Raw genomic sequence first — 25,785 nt, forward strand, 5'->3', positions numbered from 1 at the left:
GACCCGCGTTGCGCACGCCCGTGCCGTCATTACCAAGCCCGATGCCCGAGATCGAGGTAGCCGCCACGCCACGCCGTGGTGTGCCCGCCGTGGTCCTGGCACACCCGGGCGACGACTCGCCGGAGTTCGGGCCAGGCGGCGCGGACCTGACCGCGGAATGGGCGACAGCGCTCGGGCTGACAGGCAAGGCAGGCGAGGTGAACCTCGCAGCCGACCACGCGGCGGGCGTCCGCTGGGTGGCCGGGATCGGCGAAGGAGCAGCGGCGGACTGGCGCAAGACAGGCGCGGCGCTGGTGCGTGCCTTCGAAGCCCGCGCGGAGACAGACTCCGACGCAGGCCGCAAGGTCGCACGTTCCCTGCAGCTGACGCTGCCGGAGGGCACGACAGAGGACCAGATCTCCGCGCTGGTGCTGGGCGTTTCGCTGGGCGGCTACCGGTACAAGGTGTCGTCGGCGGAGAAGCCCCGCCTGAAGTTGCTCCGCCTGGTGACAGCGGAAGACCTGCGCCCCGCAGTCGACCGCGCACTGGCGTACGCGCAGGGCACAGCGGCCACACGTGACATGGGCAACACGCCGTCGAACGTGAAGAACCCAGCCTGGCTGGCCGCGGCAGCGGTGAAACTGGCGGCGCAACTGCCAGGCCTGAAGGTGGAAGTACGCGACGAGCACTGGCTGGCCGAGCAAGGATTCGGCGGCCTGCTGGCCGTGGGCGGAGGATCAGCGAGCCCACCGAGGTTCGTGGAACTGACCTGGCGACCGGCCCGAGCGGAAGGGCCGCACATCGCCTACGTCGGCAAAGGCATCACGTTCGACACCGGCGGGATCTCACTGAAGCCCGCGGACGGCATGCACCTGATGCGCACGGACATGTGCGGCGGAGCATCGGTCATCGCAGCACTGGTGACCATCGCGCGCCTCGGCCTGCCGGTACGCGTGACAGGGCTGGTGCCGATCGCCGAGAACCACGTGTCGGGCTCGTCCTACCGGCCGGGAGATGTGGTTCGTCACTACGACGGCCAGACAACAGAGGTGACGAACACCGACGCGGAAGGCCGGATGGTCCTGGCCGACGCGATCGGCTACGCCGTCCGGCGCGTCAAGCCCGACCTGATCGTGGACGTGGCAACGCTGACAGGGGCGATGAAGGTGTCCCTCGGCGTACGAACAGGTGGCCTGTTCAGCACAGACGACGCCCTGGCCGCACGAATCACCGACGCGGGAACCCGATCGGGTGAGGCATGGTGGCGGATGCCACTGCTGGCGGACCTGGAAGACGAAGTAGTCAGCGAGATAGCGGACTGGCGCCAGTGCCCCCCAGGTCCAGGAGGCATCACAGCAGCGCTGTTCCTGCGCAAGTTCACCGCAGACATCCCATGGGCCCACATGGACATCGCAGGCCCAGCGCGTGCAGAGAAGACCTACGACGAGGTCGTGCCAGGAGCAACCGGCTTCTCAACCCGAACCCTGGTAGAGCTGGCAGCGTCCTACACCAGATGAGACACGCGCCACTGCGACCCAGTGGCGCGAGCCAAAAAGACCGACGCATACCGCACAAGAGGCAGCCTGGAGACGGCTCCGCGCGCAAGCGTGGAAGTTGCCCACCGGGCTGGGCGAACGGCAGCAACGCTGGCCTAGCCAGCGACAACCAGCTCATGGCGACTCGCGCGCCCAGCAGTGCCAACTCACGGCGGTCCACACGCAGGGGCAAGGGCATAACGCGCCCACAGCGGCGAACGCGCCAGCGAGAAACCAGCCCCGAGCGGCGAGAGCGCAAACCAGCCGCAGCGGCGAGCGTAGGCCAAGCCACAGCGGCGAGTGCGCAAGTGCGGCAACCGGCTCCGAGTTGCGAGAGCAGGCCAAACCACAGCGGCAACCGCACAAGCGCAGAACAACCCCGACCGGCAAGCGCGCAAACCCAGCCACAGCGGCGAGCGCGCAAGCGCAGAGCAGGGCTTCGGGCAGGAGCGCCCACGCCACCAAGAACCCACCAAGGACCCAGAGCAAAGGCCTCCTGCCCAGAGGTCAGCCCCCGGCGAGGGAACAGCCCGTTCCGTGCAAAAAGAGACGAAGCACCAGAAGGGCGCAAATCACCGATCGGTGCGCTGCGACAACGAGAAGTCGCGAAAGCTGCGGACGGCAGGACTCAGCTGGTCGTGAGCAGGCCAAACGAGGGCAAGCGTCCGGTGAACGCGCGGACGCAGCGATATCTCCACGAGCCCCGGTGTCAGCAGCTCCGCCTCAGGCAAGACGGCGACGCCCAATCCGGACAGCACCAGACCGCGAACCGTGTCCGATTCCTGTCCTTCGAATGCCATCCTCGGGCTGAATCCGGCTGCTTCGCACAGGTCGTCGGTTATCTGGCGCATGCCGAAGCCGTGTTCCAGGCCGACGATGTCCTCGTTCGCTACTTCCGCCACTTCCACCTCTGTCCGGTTCGCCAGCTTGTGGGTGTCGGGGAGGACGAGTTTGAGTTCCTGCTCCTGCACCGGGACCCATGCCAGGTCCGGTGCTGTCGGCGGTGGGCTGTAGAGGGCCAGGTCGACTTCGCCGGATTCCATCCAGGCGATGATCTCCGCCCTCGATGACTGCCTCAGTCCGAATCGGACCTGCGGGTGGGTGAAGCGGTACGCCCGCAGCAGTTCCGGCACCAGTGACCGGCCGAGCATGTGCAGGAAGCCGAGGACCACCCGTCCTCTGTCCGGGTCGATTTCCTCGAGCACCTGTCTCGTCCCGGTTTCCAGGGCGGTCATCGCTGATGCCGCCGCTGCTGCCAGCAGGTGTCCTGCTCTGGTCAGTTGGACGCCGCGGCCGTCTCTTACGACCACGGGTGCGCCGACCTCCGTGGACAGCGCGGCCAGCCAGCGGCTCACGGTTGGCTGCGGCACGTCCATCTGTGCGGCTACGCGCGTGACGTTGCCTTCGGTTGCCAGTAGACGCAGCATCTCCAGCCGCGGCGCGATGGACGCGGCCAAAGATTCATTCATTTCCGTATCGATTGCTTCACCATACCGTATTGGACGTATCATTTGCGGCTGCTTAACGTCCTTGGTCGTGGACAGGTTGACGATTGGCATGGCTGCCGGTGGGCTCGCGAGTTTCGCGCTTCTCTACGCTCCGCAGCCGGTTCTCCCGCTGCTCGCGCAGGAGTACCAGATCACCCCTGGGCACGCCGCGCTCACCGTCGGGGTCGCCACCGGCGCTCTGGCTGTCGCCGTCCTGCCGATGTCGTTGCTGTCCGAAGTCGTCGGTCGCCGCCCGGTCATCCTCGGTTCTGTCATCGTTTCCACGCTTATCGGGCTTTTGCTGCCGTTCGTCGGCGGATTCCAGTTCCTCGTCGTTCTCCGGGCGATTCAGGGGGTCGCGCTCGCCGGTTTTCCGGCCGTCGCGATGGCGTATCTCGCCGACCGCGGACGGCTGAAAGCAATCGGCATGCTCATCGCGGGCAACACCTTCGGCGGAATGGCCGGCCGATTGCTCGCCGGGCAAGTCGGGTCCTACCGCGTTGGCGTCGGACTTGTCGCGGTTGTCGCCGCGATGGCCACCGGCCTGCTCATCTGGGCGCTGCCCAAGGGCGGCGAAACGCCGTCCAAGCGAATGACCGGCGGACTCAAGTCCGCTGTCAGTCAGCCGTTGCTGTGGTCACTCTATGCCGTCGCGTTCCTCAGCATGGGTGCGTTCGTCGCGCTGTACAACGCGATCGGATTCCGGCTGGCCGCCCCGCCGCTGGAACTCAGCCCGCAGCTCGCGTCCCTGGTCTTCCTCGCGTACGCGATCGGCGGCCTCAACTCGGCCACCCTCGGCAGCCAGTCGAACCGGCAGCGAGTCCTCTTTGGAATGCTCGGCCTCACCGCGGTCGGGATCGTCGTCACCATCCCGACCAACGTCGTGACGATCGCGATCGGCTTCGTCCTGCTCACCGCCGGCTGGTTCGCCGGGCACGCCGCTGCGGGCGCATGGGTGAACGCGGAGGCGCCCAGCAAGGGACCGGCGTCAGGGTTGTACACGGGCGCGTACTACGCCGGTGCCTCCATCGGCGGCACGGCCGGTACGTCGATCTACGCGGCGTGGGGCTGGAACGTGCTCGTGCTGGTCTCGTTGTCCTGGTTGTCGCTCGGGTCGCTGGGGATCTGGCTCGCCTTACGGCGGAACACGCGGTCCAGCGCGAAGAACTTGAGCAGGAACACCGGCGCGCCGCTGGCCAGGTAGGACAGCACAAGCGCGAACGCGTGCCAGCCGCGATCCTCGATCAACGGATCCAGCGCCCAGTCCATCAGCGTCGTGATGGCGATGGACAGCGCTCCACCCGCCGCCGTCACCACGACGTACGCCAGGACCTCGGTCTTGCGGCCCTCACTGCCCTTGTGGCCCCACGCCCAGCGGCGGATCAGCAGGAAGTGCGGCACGGCACCGACCAGGAACGCGATGGTGCTCGCGGTCATGGCGTTGGTCTCCCACGCCCAGTACAGCGCGAGGAGCACCACTTGGCTGATTCCCGTGGCCAGCAGCGAGGCCATCGTGTACCGGGTGAAGATGCGGCTCACAGTTCGAGACTTCACCTTATTCACTGAGGATGCCCTCAGGCAGAACCGACCTGTAGACGTCGACAGTCTGCTGCGCGACGGTCGACCACGCGAAGTCACGCACCGCGCGGTCCCGTCCGGCCTCGCCCATCGCCGCGGCCCGCGCCGGGTCGCCGACCAGCTCGTTGACCTTCGCGGCCAGGCCCGCCCGGAAATCCTCGACGTTGTGCTCGTCGTAGTGCACGAGCAAGCCCGTGCGCCCGTCGGTGACGACCTCAGGGATCCCGCCGACGTCCGACGCGACGACGGCGGTGCCGCACGCCATGGCCTCCAGGTTCACGATGCCCAGCGGCTCGTACACCGACGGGCACACGAACGCCGTCGCGTGGCTGAGGATCTGCCGCACCTCGGCCGGTTGCAGCATCTGCTGGATCCAGTACACGCCGGGCCGGTTCGCCGCGAGCCCGGACACGGCTTGTTTCGTCTCCTCGGCGATCTCGGGCGTGTCCGGCGCGCCCGCGCACAGCACGAGCTGGGCGTCCGGGTCGATGCTGTGCCCGGCCGCGATCAGGTGCCCGACGCCTTTCTGCCTGGTGATGCGGCCCACGAACGCCACGATCGGCCGGTTCGGGTCGATGCCGTAGTGCTCGAGCGCGTCCGTCTCGGTGACGGGGTGGTACGCGTTCGTGTCGATGCCGTTGCGGACCACGTGCACACGTGCGGGATCCAGCGCGGGGTAGCAGTCGAGCACGTCCGTCCGCATGCCCTCGCTGACCGCGACGATTGCGTCAGCGGCCTCGTAGGCCGTGCGCTCGACCCATGAGGACAGCCGGTACCCGCCCTTGAGCTGCTCGGCCTTCCACGGCCGGCGCGGCTCCAACGAGTGCGCGGTCACCACGTGCGGCACGCCGTGCAGGATCTTGCCGAGATGACCCGCCATGTTCGCGTACCAGGTGTGCGAGTGAAGCAGGTCCACGCCTTCGGTCGCCGCCGTCATCGCCAGATCCACCGACAACGTCCGCAGCGCCGCGTTGGCGTGTTCCAGGCCGGGCGCGGGCACGTGGGAGTGGGCATCCGCCCTCGGCGCACCGAACGCGTGGACGTCCACCTCGATCAGTTCACGCAGCCGCGGGACGAGAAAACCGACATGCACGCCTGCCCCGCCGTAGACCTCAGGCGGGTACTCGCGTGTCAGCAGACCGATTCGCACAGGTGGTTACGGTAGTTGCCGTTGCGGCGGTCAGGTGAACGTCACGCCAAACGTCGCGTTTCGATCTGGCAGTTCGCCCGGTCGTGACACTAGTGTTCCCTGCGTGACAGGCCAGCCGAAGGTACTCGGGATCGTGCTGGCGGGCGGCGAGGGCAAACGCCTCTGGCCCCTGACCGCGGACCGCGCCAAGCCAGCTGTTCCGTTCGCCGGGAACTACCGGCTAGTCGACTTCGTACTGTCCAACTTGGTCAACGCGGGGTATCACAAGCTCTGCGTGCTGACCCAGTACAAGTCGCACTCGCTGGACCGGCACATCTCCACGACGTGGCGGTTGTCGAACATCCTCGGCCAGTACGTCACCCCGGTCCCGGCGCAGCAGCGCCTCGGCCCGAGGTGGTACACCGGCAGCGCGGACGCGATCTTCCAGTCGCTCAACCTGGTCTACGACGAACGGCCCGACCACATCGCGGTCTTCGGCGCCGACCACGTGTACCGGATGGACCCGTCCCAGATGGTCGCCCAGCACATCGACTCCGGCCTCGGCGTGACCGTCGCGGGAATCCGCGTGCCGCGCTCGGAGGCGCACGCCTTCGGCTGCATCGACTCGGACGAGACGGGCAAGATCACCCGCTTCCTGGAGAAGCCGAAGGACCCGCCGCACGTCCCCGGCGACCCGGATGTGACGTTCGCCTCGATGGGCAACTACGTGTTCCGGACCGAGGTGCTGCTGGAGGCGCTGCGGGCGGACGCGGCGAACCCCGACTCCGACCACGACATGGGCGGCGACATCATCCCGATGCTCGTCGACGACGCCAACGCGGCCGTCTACGACTTCGACGACAACGTCGTGCCCGGCGCGACCGAACGCGACCGCGGTTACTGGCGTGACGTGGGGACGCTCGACGCCTACTACGACGCCCACATGGACCTCGTCTCCGTGCACCCGGTGTTCAACCTGTACAACCAGGCCTGGCCGATCCGGACCGCGACGCCGCCGCTGCCGCCCGCGAAGTTCGTGAACTCGGGCTCGGCGACGGAGTCCATCGTCGGGCCGGGGACGATCGTGTCCGGCGCGTCGGTGCGGGAGTCCGTGGTCAGCGCGGACGTCGCAGTGGAGGACGGTGCCGTTGTCGAAGGCAGCGTGCTGCTGCCGGGCGTGCGGATCGGCAAGGGCGCGGTCGTACGGCGGGCGATCCTGGACAAGAACGTGGTGGTCGCGGACGGCGCCCAGATCGGCGTGGACATCGAAGCCGACAGGGAGCGGTACACCGTCAGCGCGGGCGGCGTGATCGTCCTCGGCAAGGGAGCCCAAGTATTGCCTTGACCTCGTGTGTGACGCTTTCTGCGTCGAGGGGGGAGTCGAGGGGACACGATGGACAGGCGCAGGACACCGCAGGAGAAGAAGCAGCTCTCCTACAGCAAGGACCGCCGCAACTGGTACGGCGAGAACGACAAGAGCTCGCGCAAGAACATCGCGCTCAGGAAGCGCCTGATGAACCGCGCCACACGCCACCGCGCCAACCAGCGACTGGCAGGCGCGGTCGGCCTGGTCGACGCGACCGCGGAGGCGCAGGTGGCCGAGCGGGTGACTGGGACCAGGCGCAGGGCGGACACGTGGCGGAAGGCACCCGACACGCAGCTGGGTGCGTACGTCATCGGCAAGCTGCGCAAACGAGTGCGTGAAGGCAACGCCTCGGCGCCCAGTGCGGAGTGCCGCATCGAGAAGATCCGCCGGAGCACCGTGCCGGACGTCGACCGCCACAAGAGGTGGTGATCCGGGCGGGCGTGCCCGCCCGGATCCTCAGGCTGTCTTCGCCGCCACCAGCAGGCCGTCGCCGATCGGCAGGAGCACGGGCACCAGCCGGTCGTCGTCCTTGACCAGCCGGGTGACCTCTCGCAGGGCGTTCGTGTGCGGTTCCTGGTCGTTCGGGTCGACGACCCGGCCGCCCCACAGCACGTTGTCGAACGCGAGCACGCCACCCGGCCGCAGCAGCCGTACGCCGTGCTCGTAGTAAGCCGGGTACTCCGTCTTCAGCGCGTCCACGAAGATCAGGTCGTAGCCCGAGTCGGTCAGCCTCGGCAGCACGTCCAGCGCGCTGCCCATGATCAGCCTTGTCCTGCCGGGCGCCACCCCGGCTCCCGCGAACGCCTGCCGGGCCGCCGCCTGGTGCTCCGGCTGCACGTCTATCGACGTCAGCACGCCGTCCTGGGCCATGCCGCGCAGCAGGTAGAGGCCGCTGAGCCCCGCTCCCGTGCCGATCTCGACCACTGCTTTCGCCTGCAGGGCCGTGGCGAGGAACTGCAGCGCCGCGCCTCCCGCCGGGCCTATCGGCACGCAGCCGAGCTCACGTCCGCGCGCTCGTGCCGCGCTCAGGGTCTCGTCCTCGGCCAGGTAGTCCTCGACGTAGTCGCGCAGCCCGGCCGGCCATTCGGGTGTCACGCCTCGCGAGGTTAGCGGCGCCGGCCCCGAATCCGGGAGAACGCGCCGATCGTGTGGATTCTCAGGTTCGTCTTAGCTGACTCTCACCCACCCCATAACGCCGTGCACGAAGCTGTGGACATCAAGGGGAGTCGCACAGCCGAAGTGGGGAACACCGTGAACGAGTCCGTCGTTGCAACAGACAGTGGGCAGGCGAGTCCGCGGGAGGGTACCCACCTGATGAGCGATTCCGACGTCGCACTGGCGACGCCAGTCGAGCTGGACGACCAGCCGACGTGGACACCGCCGACCTGGGACGAGGTCGTGCGGGAACACGGCGACCGGGTCTACCGGCTCGCGTACCGCCTCACCGGCAACTCGCACGACGCCGAGGACCTCACCCAGGAGACCTTCATCCGGGTCTTCCGGTCGCTCGCGTCGTACAAACCGGGCACCTTCGAGGGCTGGCTGCACCGCATCACCACGAACCTGTTCCTCGACATGGCGCGGCGCCGTTCGCGGCTGCGCATGGAGGGGCTGCCCGAGGACACCGACCGGCTCGCGGGCGACGACCCCTCGCCCGAGCAGGTCTACTCGGAGACCCACCTCGACCCCGATCTGCAGGCCGCGCTCGACGAGCTGCCGCCGGAGTTCCGGGCCGCCGTCGTCCTCTGCGACGTCGAGGGCCTGTCGTACGAGGAGATCGGTGCGACCCTCGGGGTCAAGCTGGGTACTGTTCGCAGCAGGATTCACCGTGGCCGTCAGGCCCTGCGCGCCTCGCTCGAGCGGCGCCGTGGATTGACCCGGGAGGCATCCGCATGACCGACCTGCGCGGGTGGAATCTGCCCGAGCAGCACTTGATGCCGGACGCGGTCGTGGCGTTCGTGGACGGTGAGCTGTCCGCGGGTGCCCGCAACCGGGCCGCCGCGCACATGATCAGCTGCTCACTGTGTGCCACGGAGATCGCGGCGCAACGGCAGGCACGTGCGGCTGTCCGCAGGGCGAACGCCCCGTCGATGCCCGCCGGGCTGCTGGCCAGCCTGCAGGCGATCCCGCAGAACACCGAGCTGCCGGGAATGCCGGACGGGCTCGCCGTCACCGACGACGGCCAGTTGGTCGCCGTCCAGCGGCCGGACCGCGTCGGCAACGCGACGAGCACCCCGCTCGGCGCCAAGCCCGCGCTGGGTTCGCAGCCGCGGCTCGGTGAAGGCCCGAACGTGCTCGGCCGCGGCCGTCGCACGGCTCAAGGCGCGGGAGTCGTCGTCTCCGGCCTGGTGCTCGGTGCGCTCGCGCTCGTCGCGCCGTCCGGTGCGCCCGCGTCCAACGGTGACGCGTCCGCCCCTGTCGCACCCGCGCCCGCCAAGGCGCCCGTGCACGTCGCGCCTGTTCCTGTTCTCGTCGGGCCAGGCCCGATCATTCGCTGACTTTTCTCCTAGGACACGGAGCCCCCGTCGCAGAAGCGGGGGCTTCGCGGCGTTCGGAGCGGTCTCACCCGCGTTTACTGGGCTTTCACCACCCGAGAGGCAGGCTGTGCGGTGATGAGCCAGCACCCTGAGCAAGATCCGACCCCTGAGCCTGACCGGCTCGGTCCGCGCCCGCTGCGCAGGCCGGCGGTCGACCCCGCTCAGGCAGCTGTGTTCGGCAGGCCGGCCGGAGTGGACAGCGCTTTCGCCGCGCGCAACGGCAGCCACCCCGATCCGGCGTTGCGCACAGCGCCGCCGCCCGCGGCCGCGCTGGTCGAAGCGTTCAGCCGGCCCTCGGACGACACCGGGGTGCTGCTGCAGCGCCCGCCGGGCGAGACGGACGGCGAGCAGTCCGCGGACTCCCCGCTGTGGTCGAAGGACGCCGACCCGTGGCGTGACCCGGGTGCGGGCGCCATGATCGGCCCGCCCGCGCTCGACAAACCGGAACCCGAGGCCAAGGAGCAGGTCGCCGCCGACGCCGGGCGCCTGCTCAGCGTGCCCGAGCTGCTGTTCGGGCGACGCGTCAAGGCAAGCGCGTTGATCATCCTCGCCGTGGTCGTGCTGGTGATCGGCGGCGCGGGTGGCGTGGTCGGCTGGTTCATCGCCCGCACCGGCGATTCGCTGACCAGCGACGTGACGCTGGCCGAAGTGTCGCCGGGGGTGCAGCGCCCGCCCGGCTCGATCTCCGACATCGCCAAGCGAGTCGCGCCCTCAGTCGTGTCGATCGAGCTGCACGGCCCCAACGCCAGCGGTGTCGGCTCCGGCGCGGTGATCGACGGGCAGGGCTACATCATCACGAACAACCACGTGATCGAGAACGCGGCGAAGGACACAGCGATCAAGATGACCGCCGTGTTCCAGGACGGCAGCCGCGCGGACGCCAAAGTGGTCGGCCGTGACCCGAAAACCGACCTCGCGGTGATCAAGGTCCAGGTCAACAACCCGACCGTGCTGCAGTTCGGCGACTCCGAGTCGCTGCAGGTCGGCGACACCGTGATCGCGGTCGGCTCACCGCTGGGCCTGTCCAACACGTTCACCGAGGGCATCGTCAGCGCGTTGCACCGGCCCCGCCTGATCCCCAACGGCGGCGGCGACCCGCCGGTGGCCTACGACGCGATCCAGACCGACGCGTCCATCAACCGGGGCAACTCCGGCGGGCCGCTGGTGGACGCCACGGGCGCGCTGGTCGGCATCAACTCGTTCATCGTCCCGGCCAGTGAGGACGGCGGCAGCGTCGGGCTCGGCTTCGCGATCCCGTCCAACTTCGCCCGCAAGATCGCGCAGACCCTGATCAGGGACGGCCAGGTCAAGCACCCGGAGATCGGCATCAACGCGGTCAGCGACGTGAGCGCCGAGTCCTCACAGGGCGCCCGCGCCGCGAACATCGTCGAGAACGGTGCGGCCCAGAAAGCCGGTATCCGCGAAGGCGACATCATCACGAAGGTCGGCGACCGCATCGTGCGGAACTCGCCGGAGCTGACCGTGGCGGTACGGGCACATGAAATCGGCGCGAAGGTTCCGGTCGTGCTCGTGCGAGACGGCAGAGAACTGACTATCGACGTGGTCTTGCAGTCCGACTGAGTCGGTAAGCTGAAGAAGCTGACTTGGTGGAGGTTGCGGCATGTTCGAGAGCATCGGGTGGCTGGAGATCCTTGTCCTGCTGCTGGCTGGGCTGTTCATCCTCGGGCCGGAGCGCCTGCCGTCGGCTGCCGCCTGGATAGGCAAGAGCATCCGCAAGGTGCGCGAGTTCGCGACCGGCGCCCGTGACCAGCTGCGCAACGAGATGGGCCCGGAGTTCGACGAACTACGCAAGCCACTGGAGAATCTCCGCGAACTGCGCAGCTTCGACCCGAAGCGCATGGTGACCCAGCACCTGTTCAACGACGAGCCCGCCAACGGCAGCAAACCCAACGGCTACACACCGCCGCCTCCGGCACCGCCTGCGACTCAAACCCCGCCGCCGCTCAACCCCGGCGAGAAGCCTCCTTTCGACCCGGACGCCACCTGATCGCCCATCTCGAGCTACCTGCTCGCCCATCTTGGGCCGAGTGACCACCCATCTTGGGCCGAGTGTCCGGCTGCTTCGGGTCGGGTGGCCGATCATCTGGAGCTGGCTGTGCGGCTATCTCGGGTCGGGGTGGCCAATCACCTTGAGCCGAGTGCGCAGCTGCCTCGGGCGAAGTGGTCGATCGGCTTGAGCCGAGTGCCCGGCTGCTTCGGGCTGGGTGGCCGATCATCTTGGGCCGAGCGTGCGGCTGCTTCGAGCGGAGTGGCCAATCGCCTTGGGCGGCTGTGTGACTATCTCGGGCCGAGTGACCAATCACCTTGAGCCGAGTGTGGGGCTGCTTCGGGTCGAGTGACCGACCATCTCGAGCCGACTGTCCGACCATCTCGAGCCGAGTGACCAACTACCTCGAGCCGATGGCACCATCGCTTCGCTTAGCTGTCCACAACCGGTCAGTAACCCTTTCACCAGGCGTTACCCCTTGTAGACTGGAGCAGGGACGCCCCCCGGGTTGGGTGGGGGACTGTTTGTACAGGTGCTAGGGCTTTTCGGTGTGGCTCAGTTTTTCGCACGGAACATGCCTGGGTCCCTTGCCGGGAGGCAGACCTCAGGGCAGGAAGCTGTGGTGGGTCTTCTCCCTCGCTGGAGTTGAGCTCTTGGTGTGTGTTTGGGGCATGGGCGCTCCTGCCCGGAGGGAACCACGGACTGTCAAGAGGTCCGTATCGTCGCCGCTGATGGTCGCGGGAAACGTGGGCGGACCTTCTGACAGTCCGTGGTGGCTTTGCCCAGGCCGACGGGCAGAGCACCCCCCCCGAAGCACCCCTCTGCGCTGGCGCGAAAGCCACGAGCTCTTGCTCTTCTGCGTGGGTAGCTATCTCGTCCTGGTTGTCTTTCTTAGCACTGTCTTCAGGTGGGTCCGCTGGGTTTGGTGGGGACTGTCACGGCTGGGGAGTGCTCGTCGTTCTGATGGTTTCGGTCAGGACTTCGTCGAGTGGTGTGGGTTTCACGCCGAGTTCGCGTTCCGTCCGGGTTGAGTCCAGTACGTGTGGTTCGTCGGTGAGGTAACGCATTTCCGCGGTTTCGGCCATGATCGAGTCTGTTTGGCAGAGTCGCTCGAATTCCTCGTCCGGCATGGTTGTCAGGTTCGGTGCGGGGGCTTCTGCCAGGTCGGCGAGGCGTTCGCTCAGTTGCCTGACCGACATGTCGCTTGTGGACGGGACGTGCCATGCCTGTCCGAACGCGTTGTCGTGTTCGCTTGCTGCGACGAGGGTTCTTGCGACGTCCTCGGTGTAGCTCCAGCTGTGTGCGACGTCGAGATTTCCCGGGTATGACACCGGTTGTCCGGCTAGCACCAGCGGGGCGACTGCGAGTGCGTAGAGCGAGGCGGCCCCTGCGCCGAGGTATTGGCCTGCGCGTACTTCCGTGACACGTACTCGGGTGAGCGCGTCGAGCCACATTTGTGCGCGTACGCGTCCCTTTACTGTTGTTGGTGCTATGGGTTGTGTCTCGGGGATTGGGCCGCTTACGCGTCCGTATCCATAGGTGTTGCTCAGCATGATGTAGTCGGCGTTCGTTTTCTCGACCGCTGTCAGCAGCGCTTCTGCCAGGGGTGGCCAGTCGGTTGGCCAACGGTCATAGGACGGCATCGCGCAGTTGAACAACGCCGACGCGCCTTGTGTCAGGTCGGTCAGGCGTTCTGCGTCGGTGGCGTCGGACGCCACCGCCTCGATTAGTGGGTGGTTTGGTGCCGTTCCGCGCCGTGAGACCAGGCGAACTCGTTCCCCGGATGAGGCGAGTAGGCGCGCGACAGCAGTACCTGTGGGCCCTGCGCCCACCACGACCTTCAACGACATGACATCTCCAACGATCACTTGCACTCTGTTCAAGAAGTCACCGTATGGATCCGGTGTCAGACGGACCATGGCTGTTGCTCTGGAAAACATGTCAGATCGTCTGAGTATTGTGTCCTTGTGGACCTGCTTAGCGATGTGCTCGCGGTGATGCGTGGTGCCCAGCCGCACGCGGCGTGTACGACCACGCGAGCGCCGTGGGGCGTGCGTTTTCCGCCTGAGGATGCGGCGGGTTGTCATGTTGTGCTGGAGGGTTCCTGCTGGGTGATCCCGTCCGGTGGGCCGCCGCTTGCCTTGGGTGCCGGGGATGTTGTTTTCATCCCTCCTGCGCGGGGGTATGCGCTCGTTGACCATCCTGGTAGTCCACTTGTCGACTTTCAGCCGTCTCCGGATGCCCCGGTTGATCAGATGCGGATCGACGGTGACGGCCCGGCCACGTCGACGCTGTGTGCCGCCTACTACTTCGACCGGGACCGTGGGCATCCGTTGCTGGACGACCTGCCCGGCGTGATTCGCCTGCCGACGCGGGTGGGCAGGCACGCTGCTCTGCGCGCGACGATCGACCTCCTCGGCGCAGAACTGGCCGAGCGACGGCCCGGCAGCACAACGATCGTCACCTCGCTTGTCGACATGCTGCTGCTGTTGACCTTGCGCGCGTGGTTCGACGAGCAGGCGAGCCGGACAACCACCGGTTGGGCAACGGTTTTCAACGACCAAGCCATGATCTCGGCCTTACGCGGCATTCACGCACAGCCTGACCAACCGTGGACCGTCGAGCGGTTGGCTGCGTTGGCCGGGCAATCACGAGCCACGTTTGCCAAGCGGTTCGCCACGCTTGTCGGGCGTACGCCGTTGGCGTACCTCACGTGGTGGCGGATGACGGTTGCGGCGCGGATGTTGCGTGAGGGCGACGCGCCTTTGCGGGTCATCGCCGCGCAGACCGGTTATACGTCGGAGTTCGCGTTCGCCAAAGCGTTCAAGCGCCAGTTCGGCCAGTCGCCAGGCAAGTACCGCAACGAAAAACCGCTGTAGCCGTACTGGCCACAGCGGTTCGTGGTGGGTTCGGCAGTTCCAGTTCCAGTTCCGGCTTCAGCGACCCGCCGGCGTGACCGACAGCATCCGGCCCGCCAGGCCGCGGGCCCGGACGGTCAGCCGTTTCGCGATGTCCTTCAACACAGTCGACGCCGGGGCTTCCGGGTCCAGGGTGACCAGCGGGGTGCCCGCGTCGCCGCCTTCGCGCAGCCTCGGGTCCAGCGGGACCTGCCCGAGCAGCGGCACTTCCGAGCCGACCGCACGCGACAGCGAGTCGGACACGGTCTGGCCGCCGCCCTCGCCGAAGATGTCCATCCGGGACCCGTCCGGCATCTGCAGCCAGGACATGTTCTCGATCACTCCCGCGATGCGCTGACGGGTCTGCAGCGCGATCGCGCCCGCCCGCTCGGCGACCTCGGCCGCTGCCTGCTGAGGGGTGGTGACCACCAGGATCTCGGCGTTCGGGATCAGCTGCGCCACCGAGATGGCGATGTCACCGGTGCCCGGCGGCAGGTCGAGCAGCAGGATGTCCAGATCGCCCCAGAACACGTCCGCCAGGAACTGCTGCAACGCCCGGTGCAGCATCGGCCCGCGCCACACCACCGGGGTGTTGCCCGGCGTGAACATGCCGATGGAGATCACCTTCACGCCGTTGGCCTGCGGCGGCATGATCATCTGCTCGACCTTGGTCGGCTTGCCGGTCGCGCCGAGCATCCGCGGCACCGAGTGGCCGTAGATGTCCGCGTCGACCACACCGACCGACAGGCCGCGTTCGGCCATCGCCACGGCGAGGTTGACGGTCACGCTCGACTTGCCGACGCCGCCCTTGCCCGACGCGACGCAGTACACGCGCGTCAGCGAGCCCGGTTCGGCGAAGGGGATCTTCGGTTCGTCACCGCGCAGCGACTTGCGCATCGCCGTGCGTTGCTCGTCGTTCATCACGTCCAGCTCGACGCGCACCTCGCGGACGCCTTCCAGCGCGGACACCGCGGTGGTCACGTCACGGGTGATCTTGTCGCGCAGCGGGCAACCGGCCACGGTCAGGTACACGCCGACGTCGACTAGGCCGTCCGGGTGCACCGTGACGTCCTTGACCATGCCGAGGTCCGTGATCGGGCGGTGGATCTCCGGGTCCTGCACGCCTGCGAGCGCCTTACGGACCGCTTCGACAGTGGGTATCACCCCCCAATGCTACGGCCGGTAGAGCGAAACGCCTGGATCGCCCTTGTGAACCAGGGCACTGCGCTTGCAGTTGCGCGCGTTCCGTAGCATCAGGTTGTGCCGGAGTTAGGTGCAACCCGGTTGCCCACCCGAAGCGAGATGGACGCATGGCGTTCATTTCTGCGCGCGCACGCCAAGGTGACCAGGTGTCTTGAGGCCGAATTGCTCTCTGAGCAGCGGCTTTCCCTCGGCGCCTACGACGTGCTCGCCGAACTGGCCGCCGCGCCGGAGCACTGCCTGCGGATGGCCGAGCTGGCCGAGGCCGTCCTGCTCTCCCGATCGGGTGTCACCCGTTTGGTGGATCGGTTGGAACGTGCGGGCCTTGTCACGCGGGAACGCGTCGACGGTGACGGCCGCGGTGTCGTCGCCCGGCTCACGCAGGCGGGCGCCGCCCGGCTCGGGACAGCGTCACGGACGCACCTGGCCGGTGTCGTGCGGCACTTCGTCGAGCTGCTCGACGGCCAGGAGCTGCAGACCTTGGGGGCGTTGTCGCAGCGGGTGGCCGACGCTCAGCCCTGACGGTCGTGCCAGGCCGGGTTGTCCTTGATGGTCTCCGCGGAGGCCTTGCGGCGGGGTTTGGCGTTGAGGTCCTGCCGCAGCCGGTCGAGTTCGCTGCGCAGGTAGTCGCGGGTCGCGACCTCGCCGACGGCGATCCGCAGCGCCGCCAGCTCCCGTGCCAGGTACTCGGTGTCGGCCTTGGTCTGCGAGGCCCGTTTGCGGTCCTCTTCCAGCGAGATCCGGTCCCGGTCGTCCTGGCGGTTCTGCGCGAGCAGGATCAACGGGGCCGCGTACGCCGCCTGCGTGGAGAACGCCAGGTTGAGCAGGATGAACGGGTACGGGTCCCACTGCAGCGACGCGGCCGCGAGGTTCAGCACGATCCACACGACCACGAGCAGCGTCTGCCAGAACAGGAACTTGCCGGTGCCGAGGAAGCGCGCCAGCCGTTCGGAGAACCGGCCGAACGCCTCCGGGTCGATCTCGAACCGCAGGAACCGGCGCGGCCTGCCGGGCTGGTCGAGCCTGCGGCGGGGCAGCAGCTCAGGCATCGGTGGTGGCCTCCCACAACCCGTTCTCCCGCCAGCCTTCCGGCAGCAGGTGGTCCAGCACGTCGTCAACGGTGACCGCGCCGAGCAGGTGCTCGGTCTCGTCCACGACCGGCGCGCAGACCAGGTTGTACGCGGCGAAGTACCTGGTCACCTCGCCCAGTGACGCGGACGGCGGCAGCTTGGCCAGATCCGTGTCCAGCACGCCTGCGACCAGGTCGGACGGCGGCTCGCGCAGCAGGCGTTGCATGTGCACGCAGCCGAGGTAGCGGCCTGTGGGCGTGGCCGAGGGCGGGCGGGTCACGAACACCATGCTCGCCAGGGCGGGCGTCAGGTCGGGATTGCGCACGCGCGCAAGGGCTTCCGCGATCGTCGCGTCCGGCGCCAGCACGATCGGCTCCGGCGTCATCAGACCACCGGCCGACTCGGCCGAGTACTCGAGCAACCGCTTGACCGGCTCGGACTCCTCTGGCTCCATCAGCTCGAGCAGCCGGTTCTTGTCCAACTCGGACAGCTCGGCGAGCAGGTCGGCGGCGTCGTCGGGGTCCATCGCCTCGAGGATGTCGGCGGCGCGCTCGTCGTCGAGGTGCGCCAGCAGGTCCTTCTGGTCCTCGTCGCCGAGTTCCTCGATCACGTCCGCGAGGCGTTCGTCGTCGAGCGCGTCGGCGACCTCGTAGCGGCGTTTGGTCGGCAGGCTGCGCAGCGCAGCCGCGACGTCCGCCGCGCGCATGCCTTCGAACGTGGTCAGGAGTTGTTGTGCGCCTTGGGGTTGCGCTTCCAATTCGACGACGCCTGGGCCGCGCACGTCCTCCCACCTGACGATCCGCACCGGCCCGCGCCTGCCGAACCGGCCGGTCCGTTCCCGCAGCGCGACCCGGCCGAGCACCCAGTCGCGCGTACGCGTTGGCTCCATCCCGATGTCGTCGACGACCGCGTTCGCCCCGCTGGCCTCGACGGTGACGTGCGCGTCGAGCAGTTGGCCGACGACGAGGACCTCGTTGGGGCGCTGGTGGAAATGCCGCAGGTTCACCGACCCGGTCGACAACGTCACCGCGTTCGCCTCGATCGACGTGACCCGCAGCATGGGGACGAAGATGCGCCGCCGGGTCGCCAGTTCGACCACGACACCGAGAACCCTCGGCGGCTGCCGGTCGCCGCGCAGGCCCGCGACGATGTCGCGGACGCGGCCGATGCGCTCGCCGTCCGGCCCGAACACGGCCAGGCCAGCCAGCTGACCCGCGAAAACCCGGTTGGTGGCGCCCACGCGATCAGGCTAGTCCGCAGCCGTCCGGAACGCTGTGCGCACCACGCGCGTCTAGGAGACATGTCACGTGCGCAGGACCCAGTCACCGTGTGGTGCGTACTGGTGGAGGAGACCATCGGCCGCGGCGAGGGCCAGCGGTGGGCGGCGGAGGAGGTCGGCAGCTACAACACGCGGGACGAGGCGCTCAGCGCCGCTGAGCGGGTGACCCGGGAGTACCAGCCGCAGCACCCCGCGTTCGAGAAAGGCCGCAAGGTCTACGAGCTCGGCGAGGGATCGTGGATGGTCCGGCTGCGCGGCGCGACGATGGATTTCCATTTCCGTGTCACCGTTGGCAAGCACGTGACCGGACAGGGAGCGCCCGATGACGCACATGAATAGGCCGCAGGGCGGACCGTGGTTCATGTTGATCGAGGAAACGACGGGCAGCGGGCAGGCGCAGCGGTGGAAGCTCAGCCACATGCGGCCGATGCCCGACCGGGTGACCGCGCTCGCCGCGGCAGCCGCGGCGGCCAGGACCTATCAGCCGGAGCACCCGAAACAGGAGAGGCAACGCGCGGTCTTCCGGACCGGCGAGGACGTGTGGACCGTGTGGGTCGATGGCGCGTTCAGCGACTTCCATTTCCGTGTCTCATTGGCGCAACAGGAATTCGTCTGACGGCACGTCGCAAAACGCGGCGAAGGTCACAGCGCAATTACCGGAGAAATTCGAGTAATCACACGGCGTGTCGGGTTGCTATGAGCACGGCCACATATAGCTTGATCGATTTGTAAATCCGGGGGAGCAGCGGGCAACCCTGGTCGTCATGACCAAACGCATCCGGATCTTCCGCCGCCGCGCGGCCGACGATCTGCTGGAACGCAGCATGCGGACTTGTCCCGGCTGCCAGCGGGACGTGCACGTCTTCGCCGCGGGGTGCCGCCACTGCGGCCACGAGCTGGAAATCGCGAGCTGAGAGCCGCTTCACACTGCGAGAAGCCGGGGAAGCGCGATACTGGCCGGTAACTGCCATCGACGCCAACGGGAGCGAAACCATGGCTCGCCTTGCCCAGACAGCCGGACTGACCGACATCCAGAGCGAGATCCTGGCGACGGTCCGTGGGTTCGTGGACAAGGAAGTCATCCCGCACGCACAGGCTCTCGAGCACGGCGACGAGTACCCCGCCGACATCGTCGAGGGCATGAAGGAGATGGGGCTGTTCGGCCTGACCATCCCGGAGGAGTACGGCGGCCTCGGCGAGTCCCTGCTGACGTACGCGCTCGTGGTCGAGGAGATCGCCCGAGGCTGGATGAGCGTCTCCGGGGTGATCAACACCCACTTCATCGTCGCGCACATGATCAAGCAGCACGGCACGGACGAGCAGAAGCAGCACTTCCTGCCCCGGATGGCCACCGGTGAGGTGCGTGGCGCGTTCTCCATGTCGGAGCCGGACCTCGGCTCGGACGTCGCGGCGATCAAGACGAAGGCCAAGCGCGACGGCGACGACTACGTGATCGACGGCCAGAAGATGTGGCTGACCAACGGTGGAACGTCCACTTTGATCGCGCTGCTGGCCAAGACTGACGAAGGCGCACCGAAAGCCCACCAGAACCTGACCGCGTTCCTGGTCGAGAAGCCGTCCGGCTTCGGCGAGGTGGCGCCGGGGCTGACGATCCCAGGCAAGATCGACAAAATGGGCTACAAGGGCGTGGACACAACGGAAGCCGTGTTCGACGGTTACCGCCTGCCCGCCACCCGCGTACTCGGCGAGGCGCCGGGCAAGGGCTTCGCGCAGATGATGGACGGCGTCGAGGTCGGCCGCGTGAACGTGGCAGCCAGGGCGTGCGGCATAGCTGTCCGCGCCTTCGAACTCGCGATCGAGTACGCCCAGCAGCGCAAGACGTTCGGCAAGGCGATCGCGGAGCACCAGGCGGTGGCGTTCAAACTGGCCGAGATGGCCACGAAGGTCGAAGCCGCGCACCTGATGATGGTCAACGCGGCCAGGCTGAAGGACTCCGGCGCCCGCAACGACGTGGAAGCCGGGATGGCGAAGCTGATCGCGTCGGAGTACTGCGCCGAGGTCACCCAGGACTCGTTCCGGATCCACGGTGGTTACGGCTACTCCAAGGAGTACGAGATCGAGCGCCTGATGCGCGAGGCTCCGTTCCTGCTGATCGGCGAGGGTACGAGCGAGATCCAGAAGACCATCATCAGCCGGGGTTTGTTGCGGGAGTACAAGTCTCGGGGCTGACGCCCCGTAGTGCCGGAGTCGTCGGCTCGGTCTTCTTGTGCTTGTGTGGTCGGCTTTGCGCATGCTTGTGGTCGTGGGCTCTTGGTGGGTTGGGGCGGCGCCGATTTGACGAGGGGTCCTGGGGCGCCCACGGAGAGCCGTAAAGGTGGAGCCCCGCCCAGTGGGGCATGCTTGAGCGGTTTCGTATGCTCGCGGGGTTCTCCTCGCCCGGACAAGCGGATGGGCGCCCCTACCCCTTGTAAAATCGGCGCCACTCTTGGGTTTTCAGGGCTTTCGGGCTGCGCCCCACTCCCGGAGCAGGTGTCGTGCGCGTGAGCGCGGAGCGACCCGCGACAGTCTCGCGCGCAAGCGCAGGAGGCACCCACGCCCCAAAACCCCGGAATCTCCCGGAGAAACCCAGGTAGCGACGCCACCCACGGACTCCTGCCCAGAGGTCAGCCACCCGGCGCGGGGAAAGATCCGGAGCAGGGGACAAGAGTCAGTAAGAGTCACGAAGCCGAACCCGACTCCAAGTAGCCTCCTGAGGCCAACCGTCCGGAGAGTCCTCCCAGACCTCCTTGCGCCCATAAGGCGTGAGGTCAAGCAGGTTGTGATCGGTGCGCAACCGGTCAACACCCCGCCCATCCGTGTAGTAAGAGCGAAAAACCTCACCGCCGTCCCGAAGGAAAACGCTCAACCCGAAGCCGCCACCCAGCCCCAGGTCGTCGTAGAAAGTGTTGCCGTAAGCCGAATACCAAGGCAAAGCCCAGCCAAACCGGGACCGCACCGAGGAAATCTGCTCGTGCGGAGCCGGAGACATCAGCGCGAGCCGCGTGTCGCGAGCGTTCAGGTGCGTCTGGTCCTGAGCCAGGTTGTCGGTGAACGAGCCGCAGCCGTCGCAGATGTGATCGCTGCCCGGCTCCAGCATGAAGTGGTAGACGACCAGCTGCTGCTTGCCGTCGAACAGGTCGACCAGGCTCGCCGCCCTGCCGTCCTGGTCGGTGAAGGCGTAGTCGGGCGACAGCCGCACCATCGGCAGCCTGCGCCGTTCGGCCGCCAGTGCGTCCAGCGCCCTGGTGTGCTCCTTCTCCTTGACCAGCAAGGCTTCCCTGGCCCGTTGCCATTCCTCCGCCGTGACCACCGGTGGACGGTTCATCGTCGACTCCAGTTCCTTGAGGAAACCGGACCATATAAGTTTCTTCAGGGAACTTGCAAGGGGTAATCTCGATCCCATGCAGCGGACCCAGTTCGGCGACATGGCCTGTTCGATCGCCCGCACCCTCGACGTCGTCGGCGAACCGTGGTCGCCGCTGATCCTGCGGGACGTCTACGTCGGCATCGGCCGCTTCGAGCAGATCCAGCAGGACCTCGGGATCTCGCGCAAGGTGCTCACCGAACGGCTCAAGTGGCTCGTCGCCAACGGTGTCCTCGACCGCCGCCCGTACTCCGGCGGCCGGTACGAGTACGTGCTCACCGGCAAGGGGCTGGAGCTGGTCGAGCTGCTGATGGTGATGGTCAAGTGGGGTGACCGCTGGACCGCGGGCCAGGCGGGCCCTCCCGTGCTCTACCGGCACCACGGGTGTGGTGAGATCGGACATGTCGAGCTGTCCTGCTCTGTTTGCCACAAGCCGATGACCCCCGCTGACATCGACGTACTGCCAGGCCCGGGGGCGGCCGGGTTCGCGTCTTGATGTCCGGCTTGGCAGGATGGAAGTACTGCTTGCGGCGTGGAGAGGTGAACTGTCGTGACCGGTGGTTTTTCTGGGCAAGGGCGGCCCAACCAGGGGTTGCCTCGGCTGCCGACGCCGCCATCGGGCTGGCCGATCGGCTCCTACGAGACCTACGAGGGGGCCCAGCGCGCGGTCGAGCACCTGGCCGGTCAGGACTTCCCGGTCACCGAGGTGACCATCGTCGGCGTCGACCTGATGCTCGTCGAGCGCATCGTCGGACGGCTGACGTGGGGAAAGGTGCTGGGGACCGGCGCGCTGTCCGGTGCGTGGTTCGGGTTGTTCGTCGGCATCCTGCTCGCGTACTTCTCCAGCCAGGGCGTGTCACTCGTTCCGGTTCTTGTCGGGGTCGTGGCGGGTGTGTTGTTCGGCCTGGGATTCGCGGCCGTCAGCTACATGTCGACCCGCGGACGGCGTGACTTCGCGTCGGCGAGCCAGTTGGTGGCGGGCCGCTACGACGTGCTCTGTCAGCCGAGGAACGCCGAACGCGGCCGGGACCTGCTGGCGAAGCTGTCAATGCGCCCGTCGGGTGGTACCCCGTAAAAGCTTCACGCAATCGTTTCTGCAGACACTCCGCCAATCGCTTGCGAGGGGTGATCAACCCGCCTAAGTTCAGTGGGCCCGAGCGCGTTACGGGTGAGGTTGGGCACACCGCGTTCGGGGGCACACCGAGGTGCCGGGCGCGCGGCTGAGGGGCATGCCCGGTTTCCTCGCAGGACGAGGAGGCAGGGTTCATGCGCAGCGCCAGTCGCACCGCGCGGGGACGACGCCTTGTCGCGGCTCTGGGGGCGGCGATCATCGCCATGCCGCTCGTAGCCGCATGCGGATCAGACTCGGGCATCACGATCAACGTGTACTACTCGCCCGAGCAGGTCTTCGACAAGGTCGTCGCGAAGTGCAACCAACAGGCAAACGGTCGATACACCATCGCGTACAACAAGCTGCCACGGGAAGGCGACGGGCAGCGCGAGCAGATGGTCCGCAGGCTGGCCGCGAACGATTCCGAAATGGACGTTCTCGGCCTCGACGTCGTGTGGGTCGCGGAGTTCGCCGAGGCAGGGTGGATTCTGGAATGGACAGGGCAACACAAGGCCGAGGCGGAACGTGACGTCTTCCCCGGACCGCTGAGCACCGCGCAGTGGAACGGCAAGCTCTACTCCGCCACGAAGAACACCAACGTGCAGCTGCTCTGGTACGACGACCGGCTCACGCCGTCGCCGCCGAAGACGTTCGACGAGATGATCTCGACGGCCGAGCAGCTCAAGAAGGACGGCAAGCCGCACCAGATCCTGTTGACGGCGGCCCAGTACGAGGGCCTCGTGGTCAACTACAACACCATCGTCAACTCCGCGGGCGGGCACATCCTGTCCGACGACGGCAAGAGCGTGGTGATGGACGAGGGCGCGGTCAAGGGCCTAGAGATCCTCAAGCGGCTCGCGTCCGTCGGCGTCACGTCGTCGGATCTGACCTCGGCCAAGGAGCAACAGGTCCAGCTGGGCTTCCAGCAGGCCAACAGCAAGGCCGCGTTCCAGCTCAACTGGCCGTTCGTCTACGCCAGCATCAAGTCCGACGCGCCGGACCGGTTCCAGCATCTCAGGTGGACGCAGTACCCGGGCGTGATCCCCGGTCAGCCGTCCAAGCCGACGATCGGTGGCTTCAACCTCGCGGTCAGCGCGTACTCGAGGCACCCTCAAGAATCGTTCGAGGCGGCGCTGTGCCTGCGCAACGCCGACAACCAGAAGTTCCAGGCCATCAACGAGTCGCTGCCGCCGACCATCCAGTCGGTGTACGACGACCCGACGCCGGTCGACAAGGACAAGCCGGCCGACGAGAAGACGAACCCGACGATGGTGATGGCGTACCCGATGAAGGACGCCGTCTTCGAGTCGCTCAAGGCATCCGAGTCGCGGCCGCTGACCCCGGCGTACCAGAACGCGTCGACGGTGATCTCGGCGATCCTGTCGCCGCCAGGTGACATCGACCCGCCGGCCACCGCCGCACGCCTGAAGCGTGAGCTGCAGGACGCGCTCCAGTCGAAAGGGATCCTGCCGTGACCCACGCCGCGGTGAAACCCGCACCGGCCGACGCGGCCAAGAAGCCGAAACAGGAGCTCAGCGAGGGCAAACGGGCGGAGCGCAAACTCGGCCTGCTGCTGTGCGCGCCCGCCGCGATCGTGATGATCGCGGTCACCGGCTGGCCGGTCATCTACTCGATCTGGCTGTCCATGCAGCGCTACGACCTCAGGTTCCCCAACCAGAGCGAGTTCGTCTTCCTGGACAACTACGCCACCGTGCTCGGCAGCGGGTACTGGTGGGACGCGTTCGGGCTGACCATGCTGATCACTGTCGTGTCGGTGATCCTCGAGCTGGTGCTGGGCATGTGCCTCGCGCTGATCATGCACCGCACGATCGTCGGCCGCGGCATCGTCCGCACGGTCTCGCTGATCCCGTACGGCATCGTGACCGTGGTCGCCGCGTTCTCGTGGCGCTACGCGTGGGACGACAAGACCGGCTACCTCAGCGACCTCGTGTCGGCGGGTGCCCTGACCGACAAGACGGCCGCGTTCTTCACCGTCGTGCTGGCCGAGGTGTGGAAGACCACGCCGTTCATGGCGTTGCTGCTGATGGCGGGCCTCGCACTGGTTCCGGACGACCTGCTGAAGGCGGCGTCGATGGACGGCGCCGGGCCGTGGCAGCGGTTCACCAAGGTGATGGTGCCGGTGATGAAGCCGGCGATCCTGGTGGCGCTGCTGTTCCGCACGCTCGACGCGTTCCGCATCTTCGACAACCTCTTCGTGCTCACACCGGGCACGTCGTCGGTGTCGATCCAGACGTACAACAACCTGATCAAGGGGTTGAACCTGGGGATCGGCTCGACCATGTCGGTGCTGATCTTCATCACGGTCGCGATCATCGCGTTCATCTTCATCAAGGTGTTCGGCACGGCCGCGCCTGGTTCCGACCCAGGAGGTAAGCGCTGATGGCCATGATGACGACCCGTACGCCGGGCCGGGTGACCCGGTGGACGCTGATCGACATCGTCGTGGTGGTCTACGCACTCGTACCGGTGCTGTGGATCCTGTCGCTGTCGCTGAAGACCAAGTCGGCGATCACCGACAAGAGCTTCATCCCGACCGAGTGGACGTTCCAGAACTACATCGACATCTTCCAGACCACGGACTTCCTGCGGGCGCTGGTGAACTCGATCGGCATCGCGGTGATCGCGACGGTGATCGCGGTGGTCCTCGGCACGATGGCCGCGTACGCCATCGCCCGGCTGGACTTCCCCGGCAAGCGCGCGCTGGTCGGCGTCTCGCTGCTGATCGCGATGTTCCCGCAGGTCTCGCTGGTGTCCCCGCTGTTCGACATGGAGCGGGCGCTGGGGCTGTTCGACACGTGGCCCGGCCTGATCCTGCCGTACATCACGTTCGCGCTGCCGCTGTCGATCTACACCCTGTCGGCGTTCTTCCGCGAGATCCCGTGGGAGCTGGAGAAGGCGGCCAAGATGGACGGCGCGACGCCGGGGCAGGCGTTCCGCAAGGTGATCGCGCCGCTGGCGGCGCCCGGCGTGTTCACCACGGCCATCCTGGTGTTCATCTTCTGCTGGAACGACTTCCTCTTCGCGATCTCGCTGACGTCGACGAACGCTTCGCGGACGGTACCGGCCGCGCTGCAGTTCTTCACCGGTGCCTCGTACTTCGAGGACCCGACCGGGACGGTGTCGGCGGCGGCGGTCGTGATCACCATCCCGATCATCCTGTTCGTGTTGTTCTTCCAGCGCCGCATCGTCGCGGGGCTGACCTCTGGTGCCGTAAAGGGTTGATG

At 67.3% G+C, this 25,785-nt stretch carries 27 protein-coding genes and 1 pseudogene; 19 read left to right on the plus strand and 9 right to left on the minus strand.

Annotated elements, in window-relative coordinates:
* Positions 1-41: 41 nt before the first annotated feature.
* Positions 42-1,496: a leucyl aminopeptidase family protein gene (locus tag AOZ06_RS06785; RefSeq protein ID WP_417999941.1), complete on the plus strand. Its 1,455-nt coding sequence runs from the start codon at positions 42-44 to the stop codon at positions 1,494-1,496.
* Positions 1,497-2,086: 590 nt separating this feature from the next.
* Here the strand turns inward: AOZ06_RS06785 and AOZ06_RS06790 are convergent.
* Positions 2,087-3,073: a LysR family transcriptional regulator gene (locus tag AOZ06_RS06790; RefSeq protein ID WP_335338366.1), complete on the minus strand. Its 987-nt coding sequence runs from the start codon at positions 3,071-3,073 to the stop codon at positions 2,087-2,089.
* Between AOZ06_RS06790 and AOZ06_RS06795 the strand changes: the two genes are divergently transcribed.
* On the plus strand, positions 3,051-4,205 hold the full coding sequence (locus tag AOZ06_RS06795; RefSeq protein WP_236952115.1) for an MFS transporter: 1,155 nt from the start codon (positions 3,051-3,053) through the stop codon (positions 4,203-4,205). The two genes, AOZ06_RS06790 and AOZ06_RS06795, sit on opposite strands and share 23 nt — an antisense overlap.
* Before the next feature lie 44 nt (positions 4,206-4,249).
* Here the strand turns inward: AOZ06_RS06795 and AOZ06_RS59640 are convergent.
* Both AOZ06_RS59640 and glgA read right to left on the minus strand, forming a co-directional pair.
* A pseudogene (locus tag AOZ06_RS59640) lies at positions 4,250-4,513 on the minus strand (GtrA family protein); the annotation flags it as partial.
* A gap of 43 nt (positions 4,514-4,556) precedes the next feature.
* A complete protein-coding gene (gene glgA, locus AOZ06_RS06800; RefSeq protein ID WP_054288644.1) occupies positions 4,557-5,729 on the minus strand; it encodes a glycogen synthase in 1,173 nt (390 codons plus the stop codon).
* A 103-nt stretch (positions 5,730-5,832) separates the two neighbouring features.
* Between glgA and glgC the strand changes: the two genes are divergently transcribed.
* Together glgC and AOZ06_RS06810 are read left to right on the plus strand one after the other, a co-directional pair.
* Complete coding sequence (glgC, locus tag AOZ06_RS06805; RefSeq protein WP_054288645.1) at positions 5,833-7,053, plus strand: glucose-1-phosphate adenylyltransferase; 1,221 nt, start codon at positions 5,833-5,835, stop codon at positions 7,051-7,053.
* Positions 7,054-7,101: 48 nt separating this feature from the next.
* On the plus strand, positions 7,102-7,503 hold the full coding sequence (locus AOZ06_RS06810) for a hypothetical protein (protein ID WP_054288646.1): 402 nt from the start codon (positions 7,102-7,104) through the stop codon (positions 7,501-7,503).
* A 27-nt stretch (positions 7,504-7,530) separates the two neighbouring features.
* Here the strand turns inward: AOZ06_RS06810 and AOZ06_RS06815 are convergent, their stop codons facing one another.
* Positions 7,531-8,169, minus strand: coding sequence for an O-methyltransferase (locus tag AOZ06_RS06815; RefSeq protein WP_054288647.1), 639 nt, complete (start codon positions 8,167-8,169; stop codon positions 7,531-7,533).
* Positions 8,170-8,388: 219 nt separating this feature from the next.
* Between AOZ06_RS06815 and sigE the strand changes: the two genes are divergently transcribed.
* From sigE to tatB, 4 genes are all read left to right on the plus strand, one after another.
* Positions 8,389-8,970, plus strand: coding sequence for an RNA polymerase sigma factor SigE (sigE, locus tag AOZ06_RS06820; RefSeq protein ID WP_054288648.1), 582 nt, complete (start codon positions 8,389-8,391; stop codon positions 8,968-8,970).
* Positions 8,967-9,572, plus strand: coding sequence for a hypothetical protein (locus tag AOZ06_RS06825; RefSeq protein ID WP_054288649.1), 606 nt, complete (start codon positions 8,967-8,969; stop codon positions 9,570-9,572). Before sigE ends, AOZ06_RS06825 begins: the two co-directional genes overlap by 4 nt.
* Before the next feature lie 114 nt (positions 9,573-9,686).
* The gene (locus AOZ06_RS06830) at positions 9,687-11,192 is read left to right on the plus strand and encodes a S1C family serine protease (RefSeq protein WP_083471546.1); all 1,506 of its coding nucleotides are present in this window, start codon (positions 9,687-9,689) and stop codon (positions 11,190-11,192) included.
* Between the two features lie 40 nt (positions 11,193-11,232).
* A complete protein-coding gene (gene tatB, locus AOZ06_RS06835) occupies positions 11,233-11,619 on the plus strand; it encodes a Sec-independent protein translocase protein TatB (RefSeq protein ID WP_054288650.1) in 387 nt (128 codons plus the stop codon).
* 935 nt (positions 11,620-12,554) lie between these two features.
* Here the strand turns inward: tatB and AOZ06_RS06840 are convergent.
* Entirely contained in the window at positions 12,555-13,706 is a 1,152-nt protein-coding gene (locus AOZ06_RS06840) for an NAD-dependent epimerase/dehydratase family protein (protein ID WP_335338367.1), read from the minus strand.
* Between AOZ06_RS06840 and AOZ06_RS06845 the strand changes: the two genes are divergently transcribed.
* Positions 13,587-14,498 (plus strand): AraC family transcriptional regulator, encoded by a 912-nt coding sequence (locus AOZ06_RS06845; protein ID WP_054288652.1) that lies wholly within the window; start codon positions 13,587-13,589, stop codon positions 14,496-14,498. The genes AOZ06_RS06840 and AOZ06_RS06845 overlap by 120 nt on opposite strands.
* A 57-nt stretch (positions 14,499-14,555) precedes the next feature.
* On the opposite strand, the gene AOZ06_RS06850 is transcribed toward AOZ06_RS06845, so the two are convergent.
* Positions 14,556-15,680 carry an Mrp/NBP35 family ATP-binding protein gene (locus AOZ06_RS06850; protein ID WP_054288653.1) on the minus strand — a complete coding sequence of 375 codons (1,125 nt, stop codon included), beginning with the start codon at positions 15,678-15,680 and terminating at the stop codon, positions 14,556-14,558.
* A gap of 138 nt (positions 15,681-15,818) precedes the next feature.
* Between AOZ06_RS06850 and AOZ06_RS06855 the strand changes: the two genes are divergently transcribed.
* A complete protein-coding gene (locus AOZ06_RS06855) occupies positions 15,819-16,238 on the plus strand; it encodes a MarR family winged helix-turn-helix transcriptional regulator (RefSeq protein WP_054288654.1) in 420 nt (139 codons plus the stop codon).
* On the opposite strand, the gene AOZ06_RS06860 is transcribed toward AOZ06_RS06855, so the two are convergent.
* A complete protein-coding gene (locus AOZ06_RS06860; protein WP_054288655.1) occupies positions 16,229-16,765 on the minus strand; it encodes a DUF1003 domain-containing protein in 537 nt (178 codons plus the stop codon). The two genes, AOZ06_RS06855 and AOZ06_RS06860, sit on opposite strands and share 10 nt — an antisense overlap.
* Positions 16,758-18,026 carry a magnesium transporter MgtE N-terminal domain-containing protein gene (locus AOZ06_RS06865; protein WP_054288656.1) on the minus strand — a complete coding sequence of 423 codons (1,269 nt, stop codon included), beginning with the start codon at positions 18,024-18,026 and terminating at the stop codon, positions 16,758-16,760. Before AOZ06_RS06865 ends, AOZ06_RS06860 begins: the two co-directional genes overlap by 8 nt.
* Positions 18,027-18,086: 60 nt before the next feature.
* Here AOZ06_RS06865 and AOZ06_RS06870 point away from each other — a divergent pair, with 60 nt between their 5' ends.
* The 4 genes from AOZ06_RS06870 (at position 18,087) to AOZ06_RS06880 (ending at position 20,255) form a co-directional block, all read left to right on the plus strand.
* Positions 18,087-18,404 (plus strand): hypothetical protein, encoded by a 318-nt coding sequence (locus AOZ06_RS06870; RefSeq protein ID WP_054288657.1) that lies wholly within the window; start codon positions 18,087-18,089, stop codon positions 18,402-18,404.
* The gene (locus AOZ06_RS06875) at positions 18,388-18,681 is read left to right on the plus strand and encodes a hypothetical protein (protein ID WP_157232875.1); all 294 of its coding nucleotides are present in this window, start codon (positions 18,388-18,390) and stop codon (positions 18,679-18,681) included. Before AOZ06_RS06870 ends, AOZ06_RS06875 begins: the two co-directional genes overlap by 17 nt.
* Before the next feature lie 148 nt (positions 18,682-18,829).
* Positions 18,830-18,979, plus strand: coding sequence for a hypothetical protein (locus AOZ06_RS55950; protein WP_157232876.1), 150 nt, complete (start codon positions 18,830-18,832; stop codon positions 18,977-18,979).
* 79 nt (positions 18,980-19,058) lie between these two features.
* Positions 19,059-20,255: an acyl-CoA dehydrogenase family protein gene (locus AOZ06_RS06880; RefSeq protein WP_054288659.1), complete on the plus strand. Its 1,197-nt coding sequence runs from the start codon at positions 19,059-19,061 to the stop codon at positions 20,253-20,255.
* A gap of 478 nt (positions 20,256-20,733) precedes the next feature.
* Here AOZ06_RS06880 and AOZ06_RS06885 read toward each other — a convergent pair whose 3' ends face one another.
* Positions 20,734-21,390, minus strand: coding sequence for a DUF899 domain-containing protein (locus AOZ06_RS06885; protein WP_054288660.1), 657 nt, complete (start codon positions 21,388-21,390; stop codon positions 20,734-20,736).
* 76 nt (positions 21,391-21,466) lie between these two features.
* Here AOZ06_RS06885 and AOZ06_RS06890 point away from each other — a divergent pair, with 76 nt between their 5' ends.
* The 5 genes from AOZ06_RS06890 (at position 21,467) to AOZ06_RS06910 (ending at position 25,783) form a co-directional block, all read left to right on the plus strand.
* Complete coding sequence (locus tag AOZ06_RS06890) at positions 21,467-21,925, plus strand: winged helix-turn-helix transcriptional regulator (RefSeq protein WP_054288661.1); 459 nt, start codon at positions 21,467-21,469, stop codon at positions 21,923-21,925.
* 54 nt (positions 21,926-21,979) lie between these two features.
* Complete coding sequence (locus tag AOZ06_RS06895; protein WP_054288662.1) at positions 21,980-22,504, plus strand: YflT domain-containing protein; 525 nt, start codon at positions 21,980-21,982, stop codon at positions 22,502-22,504.
* 191 nt (positions 22,505-22,695) lie between these two features.
* On the plus strand, positions 22,696-24,015 hold the full coding sequence (locus AOZ06_RS06900; RefSeq protein WP_054288663.1) for an ABC transporter substrate-binding protein: 1,320 nt from the start codon (positions 22,696-22,698) through the stop codon (positions 24,013-24,015).
* Positions 24,012-24,941, plus strand: a complete 930-nt coding sequence (locus tag AOZ06_RS06905) for a carbohydrate ABC transporter permease (RefSeq protein WP_054288664.1) — start codon at positions 24,012-24,014, stop codon at positions 24,939-24,941. Before AOZ06_RS06900 ends, AOZ06_RS06905 begins: the two co-directional genes overlap by 4 nt.
* Positions 24,941-25,783 (plus strand): carbohydrate ABC transporter permease, encoded by an 843-nt coding sequence (locus AOZ06_RS06910; protein ID WP_054288665.1) that lies wholly within the window; start codon positions 24,941-24,943, stop codon positions 25,781-25,783. The genes AOZ06_RS06905 and AOZ06_RS06910 overlap by 1 nt, the downstream gene beginning before the upstream one ends.
* Positions 25,784-25,785 lie beyond the last annotated feature (2 nt).

Source organism: Kibdelosporangium phytohabitans, assembly GCF_001302585.1.
GTDB classification, from domain to species: domain Bacteria; phylum Actinomycetota; class Actinomycetes; order Mycobacteriales; family Pseudonocardiaceae; genus Kibdelosporangium; species Kibdelosporangium phytohabitans.

Coding starts and splice junctions, on each gene's coding strand:
- AOZ06_RS06785 (WP_417999941.1), top strand. CDS start 42: ATGCCCGAGATCGAGGTAGCCGCCACGCCACGCCGTGGTGTGCCCGCC.
- AOZ06_RS06790 (WP_335338366.1), bottom strand. CDS start 3,073: ATGCCAATCGTCAACCTGTCCACGACCAAGGACGTTAAGCAGCCGCAA.
- AOZ06_RS06810 (WP_054288646.1), top strand. CDS start 7,102: ATGGACAGGCGCAGGACACCGCAGGAGAAGAAGCAGCTCTCCTACAGC.
- sigE (WP_054288648.1), top strand. CDS start 8,389: ATGAGCGATTCCGACGTCGCACTGGCGACGCCAGTCGAGCTGGACGAC.
- AOZ06_RS06825 (WP_054288649.1), top strand. CDS start 8,967: ATGACCGACCTGCGCGGGTGGAATCTGCCCGAGCAGCACTTGATGCCG.
- AOZ06_RS06830 (WP_083471546.1), top strand. CDS start 9,687: ATGAGCCAGCACCCTGAGCAAGATCCGACCCCTGAGCCTGACCGGCTC.
- tatB (WP_054288650.1), top strand. CDS start 11,233: ATGTTCGAGAGCATCGGGTGGCTGGAGATCCTTGTCCTGCTGCTGGCT.
- AOZ06_RS06840 (WP_335338367.1), bottom strand. CDS start 13,706: ATGACAACCCGCCGCATCCTCAGGCGGAAAACGCACGCCCCACGGCGC.
- AOZ06_RS06855 (WP_054288654.1), top strand. CDS start 15,819: ATGGACGCATGGCGTTCATTTCTGCGCGCGCACGCCAAGGTGACCAGG.
- AOZ06_RS06860 (WP_054288655.1), bottom strand. CDS start 16,765: ATGCCTGAGCTGCTGCCCCGCCGCAGGCTCGACCAGCCCGGCAGGCCG.
- AOZ06_RS06870 (WP_054288657.1), top strand. CDS start 18,087: ATGTCACGTGCGCAGGACCCAGTCACCGTGTGGTGCGTACTGGTGGAG.
- AOZ06_RS06875 (WP_157232875.1), top strand. CDS start 18,388: ATGACGCACATGAATAGGCCGCAGGGCGGACCGTGGTTCATGTTGATC.
- AOZ06_RS55950 (WP_157232876.1), top strand. CDS start 18,830: ATGACCAAACGCATCCGGATCTTCCGCCGCCGCGCGGCCGACGATCTG.
- AOZ06_RS06880 (WP_054288659.1), top strand. CDS start 19,059: ATGGCTCGCCTTGCCCAGACAGCCGGACTGACCGACATCCAGAGCGAG.
- AOZ06_RS06885 (WP_054288660.1), bottom strand. CDS start 21,390: ATGAACCGTCCACCGGTGGTCACGGCGGAGGAATGGCAACGGGCCAGG.
- AOZ06_RS06890 (WP_054288661.1), top strand. CDS start 21,467: ATGCAGCGGACCCAGTTCGGCGACATGGCCTGTTCGATCGCCCGCACC.
- AOZ06_RS06900 (WP_054288663.1), top strand. CDS start 22,696: ATGCGCAGCGCCAGTCGCACCGCGCGGGGACGACGCCTTGTCGCGGCT.
- AOZ06_RS06910 (WP_054288665.1), top strand. CDS start 24,941: ATGGCCATGATGACGACCCGTACGCCGGGCCGGGTGACCCGGTGGACG.